This is a genomic window from Cupriavidus sp. R6-3 (genome assembly GCF_059772245.1).
Genome location: NZ_JCBAJO010000428.1, coordinates 1 through 1652, shown reverse-complemented (window position 1 = coordinate 1652; position 1652 = coordinate 1). Strand labels below are relative to the sequence as shown.

The window sequence follows — 1652 nt, the reverse complement described above, 5'->3', positions numbered from 1 at the left end:
TCATCACCACGCTGTGGCGGGCCGCGCATTGGTCTGCCAGCGCCTGCAGCGCATCGGTCAGCGTGTCGATGCCGGCGGCGCGGCTTCCATTGCCGTTGCTGCTGCCGTGAGCGCGGCCGACTCGCAGCCCGCACAGATTGGCGCGATGATGCAGCGCGCCGTCGACGTCGATATCGAGGCCGTGCTCGCGCAGCGCCTGCGCGATGCCGTCGACCGGACGTGCGGACAGCACCGTGGCCGGTCCGCGCAGCGCGTTGGCGGCGGTCTGCCAGAACAGCGCATCGCGCGCCGGCGACGGCTCGGCATAGACGATATGCACGTGGCCAGGCGCCAGCGTCGCCAGTTCGGCCGGGAGGCCGTCGATCGCCAGCGAGGGCCGCGCCTGCAGCCGCGCGAACAGCGCCGAGCGCGGCGGGGCGGGCGTCGCCATCGCCGCGGCGGAGGACGGTGTCAGGGAGGTGGTGGCGGGCCTCGTCGATGGGTTCATGATTCGCGTCGATCCGATCTAGTACGAGGAATACGGCCGAACCGGCTCGGGCGGGAACGGCACCGGCCCGCGCTGCGGTTCGAAGTGATAGCGCAGATAGGCGATCGCGCGATTGGGCGCATAGTCGCGCGAGCGGTCGATCTGCAGCGCCATGCCGGCGACCCACTTCGGCGCGAAGCGGTATTCGACCGCGGCCAGCGCGGTATAGCTGAAGCCGCCGCCGTTTCCGCCGCGATAGTTAGCATCGACGCGCTGATCGCCCGCAATCGTTTGCAGCCAGGGCCGGGTCGGATAGAACGGCATGTCCTTTTCATACGTATCCGACCAACCGGCCGAACCACCCAGCCTCCATGACCACGCGCCCCGGCGTCCGGTCCATTCGAGAGGCACAGCCAGCGAAAGATAACGCTGCGGGCTGTAGTAGCCCCCGTGGCCGAAGGTGTAGTAGCGCAGGTTTTCCTGGTAGCGCCAGTAGTTGACCACCAGTCCGCTGGTCACGCGCTGGTTGCGCGCCTGCAGCAGCGGCCAGTCGAAGCCGGCGCGCACCGTGAACTCGCGATTGGTGCGGACGTTGTGCCCGGTCAGCATGCCGGCGCCAACGGTGGCGAACACGCTGCCGCGCCCGACATCGTGCGAGTACCCAAGCGTGATGCCGTTGCGCGCCACGCCGCCCCAGCGTTCGCCGCTGGCCGGATCGATCGCGCCGGCGTAGGAGATCAGGCTGCTGGTGACCGCGCGGCGCGACACGTCGACCGTGGCCGCGGCGCGGTTCAGTTCGGCGCGATAGCGCAGTCCGCCCACCACGGTCTGCTGCAGGAAGCCGAGCGGGGTCGTGCCGAGATCCGCGCGCCAGCTGTCGTAGGCGCCGTTGTACGCATAGCCCGCGGCCAGCGCCACGCCCTTGTCGGATTGCCCGCGCGGCGCGATGCCGGCGCCGCCGCGCGCGGCGATCTGGCCGAACTCGTCGGCGCCGTTGGCGACGTCCGTGCGCAGCGTGCCGGCATCGAGCAGCACGGTATCGGCGTGGAAGAACACATGGCCGGTGTAGCCATGCGGAATCCGCACGTAGAGCGGGATTTCGGTGGCGCTCAGCTCGGAAATGCCGCTGTCGCCGGACTTGCGCGAGAACAGCGTCGCGGTGGCGACCTGGCCGTCGCGACGCGCA

2 protein-coding genes are annotated in these 1652 nt (G+C 70.0%); both read right to left on the bottom strand.

Features of this window, described 5'->3' with window-relative positions; all coding sequences use genetic code 11:
* Window positions 1-487, bottom strand: a 487-nt coding sequence (locus tag AC6EI8_RS26390; RefSeq protein ID WP_498383377.1) for a BcsE family c-di-GMP-binding protein, incomplete at its 3' end; no start/stop codon positions are given.
* Window positions 488-505: 18 nt separating this feature from the next.
* A partial coding sequence (locus tag AC6EI8_RS26385; RefSeq protein ID WP_498383376.1) for a cellulose synthase subunit BcsC-related outer membrane protein occupies window positions 506-1652 on the bottom strand: 1147 nt, incomplete at its 5' end.